The following is a 3,584-nucleotide window of genomic DNA, read 5'->3' as shown; positions in this document are numbered from 1 at the left end:
TGGCCCAGCCCCGACGGGAAGGGTACCATGAGGCGCATCGGAGACGTCCTTGACTGCTGGTTTGAGTCCGGTTCGATGCCCTATGCCCAACAGCACTATCCGTTTGAGAACAAGGAGTACTTTGAAAGTCACTTCCCTGCAGATTTCATCTGTGAAGGACTCGATCAGACCCGTGGTTGGTTCTATACCCTCACCGTCATTGCTGCCGGTTTATGGGAAAAGCCTGCATTCACCCACTGCATCACCAACGGCATCGTCCTGACCGCCGAAGGCAAGAAGATGAGCAAGAGCGAGCGCAACTATACCGACCCGATGGAGATCGTCAAGCTCTACGGGGCCGACTCGCTCCGCTTTGCCCTGATGAACAGTGCCGTTGTCCGCGCAGAGGATTTGAAATTCAGCGAGGATTCGGTCAAGGAAGTCCTCAAGACCCTGATCATTCCCCTGTGGAATGCATATTCGTTCTTTGTGACGTATGCAAACATCGACGGCTATGAACCCTCGGAGACAGCATTCAAGGATTTGACCAATCCCATGGATAGGTGGATCATCAGTGCCATGCAGCGGTTTGTTCAGGAAGCAACCGCCGCCTTCGAAGCGTACGACATCCAGAAAGCATGCTCACTCTTTGTTCCCTTCATTGATGATTTGAACAACTGGTACATCCGCCGAAGCCGCCGACGGTTCTGGAAGGGGGAGAACGACACGGACAAGAAACAGGCCTACGACACCCTGTACAAGGTGCTTCTGACCTTCCTCAAGGCGGTGGCCCCGATCATTCCCTTCACCACCGAGGATATCTACCAGAATCTGCGGACCGGTGAAATGCCTCAGAGCGTCCATTTGTGCATGTATCCCGACTACTGCGATGAGGAACGAGACCTTGCCTTGGAAAATCAAATGTCGTTGACGCAGAAGGCGATAGCCATGGGACGTGCGCTGCGCGCATCCAACAACTTGAAGATTCGCCAGCCTCTGAAGACACTCTTCCTTGTCGACAGGGAAGAGGAAGAGCGCACAATCCTGAATTCGATGCAGGACATCATTGCCGAAGAGCTCAACGTCAAGGAAGTCCACCTGAGTTCCGATGAATCTGAACTTGTCGACTACAGCGCCAAGGCCAACTTCAAAGTGCTGGGAAGCAGGCTCGGCAAGGATATGAAGGAAGTTGCTGCCCTCATTGCCGATCTTGATGGGAAAACCATCGCTTCGATGCTCGATGGAAAGACTCATACGATCACCTACAGCAACGGAGAGATTTCCGTGAGCAAAGATGAAATCATTGTACAGCGCACCGAGCTTGAGGGGGTGAAAGTCCTCAACGATGGTTCCTTGACCGTAGGATTCGATACCAAGGTTACACAAGAGCTGCTTGAGGAAGGTATCGCCCGCGATATCGTCCGCTCCATCCAGAATCTGCGCAAGGAGAGTGGTTTCGAAGTCTCCGATCGTATTCGCCTGACCTGGGATGGTGATGAGGTCATCAAGCAGGTCTTCGAGCACTTTGGCCCGACGATTGCAAAAGAAACATTGTCCAACTCGATGAGCTTTGCTACACTGGATGGTGAAGCAATTGATTGCGGCGATCACTTGGTGAGGTTGTTTGTCGAGAAGGATTGAATGCATGGTTAGATTCTGCAAGATTGCATCAGCTTTCGTTTTGACGGTCGTTGTCCTCTCCTCCTGTGCCACCGTGTCACAGAAGGGGCGGCCCTACTATGACTTCCAAGCGATGGGTGAAGAGAACGTGATTGTGGTGACCATCGATGCCAGCAAGGAGCAGGAGCTGGTGCAGGCAGCCTTCTCGGATCTTGAAGAGTTTGCGCGCCGTTCCAGAAGGGTATCTCTTGCGTTGAAACCTACATCCGATGCCTATCCCTTGGAGGCCGATGCCATCTCGGCATATGGGGTGGTGGAAGGTGACTATCCGAAGTTCCTTATCAATACCGGCATGATGTACGCCAAGGAGTTGGAACGGAAGGGCAACAAAGACGGACTTACGTGGTTCAGCCAGAAGAGCGGGCCTGTCTCGCTGTATACGCCGAAGAATGACAAGCTGCTCTTCACCAATGGTTCGTATGAGGAGAGCTATTCGAGCTTTGCAGCGAAAAACCGGTTGATCGATGACCAGACCGCCATGCAGATGGCACAATCATCAATCGCTGTCTATTCCCTGCATCCAGAAACCTTTTTTGATTTGGGACTTGGGTTGCCCGATACGGTGATCAAGCAGGCGAAGTCGATGTTGTTGTTGATCAATGCGGATGATGCAGGCTCGTATACCTTGGATGCGTATATCACCATGGATACTGCAAAGCTTGCATCCACCCTGTCCCAGATGGTACGCACCGCATACATTGCCAGATTGAAGCGGGAGAAGATTCCCTATAAGATTGCAGACTTGATGAAGATGTTTTTGATAGAGGATGATCGAGTAACGATCAAACACATGGAATTGGGCGAAGAGCAGATGGAAGCTCTCAGACACAGTCTGACTGGAATGCTTTAAGCCTGAGAGGAGATACATACGATGCCTTCTTATGAGTACGAGTGTCAGCTTTGCAAGGCACGAGTTGAACTGGTCCAGTCTTTGGACAAACATGAGGCTCCTGCCGTCTGCCCTTCCTGCAACATGGAACATACCATGATGCGGGTAAACATTCCCTCTTCGTCGATTCCTGAACAGGAATCAAAAGAGGAGGAGTAAGTCTCGTGGAACAGAGTAAGAAACGAATCTTGACAGGAGACCGTACCACCGGTCGATTGCACTTGGGACACTATGTGGGTTCTCTGAAGAGCAGGGTGGAGTTGCAGGACAGCTACGATACGTTCATTTTACTGGCGGACGTACAAGCCCTCACGACGCACTTCGAGCATCCTGAGCTCATCAACACCAGCATCTACGATGTCGCCATAGACAACCTTTCAGTAGGACTCGACCCTGCCAAGATTACCTTGGTCCAACAGAGTCAGATCACCTCCATTGCAGAGTTGACGGTCTTCTACTCGATGCTTGTGACGGTCAATCAACTCAGGCACAACCCGACGATCAAGACCGAGGCGAAGAACTACGGGTATGCCGACCTCACCTATGGATTTCTCGGATATCCGGTGAGTCAAACCGCCGATATCACCTTCTGCAATGCACACCTTGTTCCCGTTGGTGAGGATCAGATTCCACATATTGAATTGGCACGAAAGATTGTGCGCAAGTTCAATGATATGTATGGAACCTCCATTGTTGAACCTGAAGCGAAACTCAGTACCGTGGGAAGGCTGTCAGGGCTGGATGGCAATGCAAAAATGGGCAAGAGCCTGGGCAATGCAATCTATCTCTCCGATACTCCTGAAACGGTATGGGAGCGGGTACGTAACGCCGTCACCGATCCGGCAAGAATTACGGTGAAGATTCCCGGTCATCCGGAAATCTGCAACGTCTACAAGTATCACTGCGTGTTCAATCCCGATGAGGCTGCCGATATTGCCGAGCGGTGCCGCAATGCACAGCTTGGATGTGTTGCCTGCAAGAAACGGCTCAACGAAGTGCTGAATGCCTTGCTCGATCCCATCCGACAGAGAAGGGC

4 protein-coding genes are annotated in these 3,584 nt (G+C 51.6%); all 4 read left to right on the top strand.

Annotated elements, in window-relative coordinates:
* A partial coding sequence (locus B3F49_RS09500) for a DUF5915 domain-containing protein (protein WP_293910658.1) occupies positions 1-1,620 on the top strand: 1,620 nt, incomplete at its 5' end.
* 4 nt (positions 1,621-1,624) lie between these two features.
* Positions 1,625-2,509, top strand: a complete 885-nt coding sequence (locus B3F49_RS09495) for a hypothetical protein (RefSeq protein ID WP_293910656.1) — start codon at positions 1,625-1,627, stop codon at positions 2,507-2,509.
* Between the two features lie 21 nt (positions 2,510-2,530).
* Entirely contained in the window at positions 2,531-2,707 is a 177-nt protein-coding gene (locus B3F49_RS09490) for an FmdB family zinc ribbon protein (protein ID WP_293893600.1), read from the top strand.
* A 5-nt stretch (positions 2,708-2,712) separates the two neighbouring features.
* Positions 2,713-3,584, top strand: an 872-nt coding sequence (gene trpS, locus B3F49_RS09485; RefSeq protein ID WP_293910654.1) for a tryptophan--tRNA ligase, incomplete at its 3' end; no start/stop codon positions are given.

Origin of the sequence: Sphaerochaeta sp. UBA5836 (genome assembly GCF_002432845.1) — a bacterium.
Taxonomy (GTDB): Bacteria; Spirochaetota; Spirochaetia; order Sphaerochaetales; family Sphaerochaetaceae; genus Sphaerochaeta.
Note: the sequence above shows the minus strand (reverse complement) of the source record. Positions and strands in the feature narration are given on the sequence as shown.

What these genes read in the sequence shown, in the direction of transcription:
- B3F49_RS09490 (WP_293893600.1), top strand. Translation starts at nt 2,531, where the DNA reads ATGCCTTCTTATGAGTACGAGTGTCAGCTTTGCAAGGCACGAGTTGAA.
- B3F49_RS09495 (WP_293910656.1), top strand. Translation starts at nt 1,625, where the DNA reads ATGGTTAGATTCTGCAAGATTGCATCAGCTTTCGTTTTGACGGTCGTT.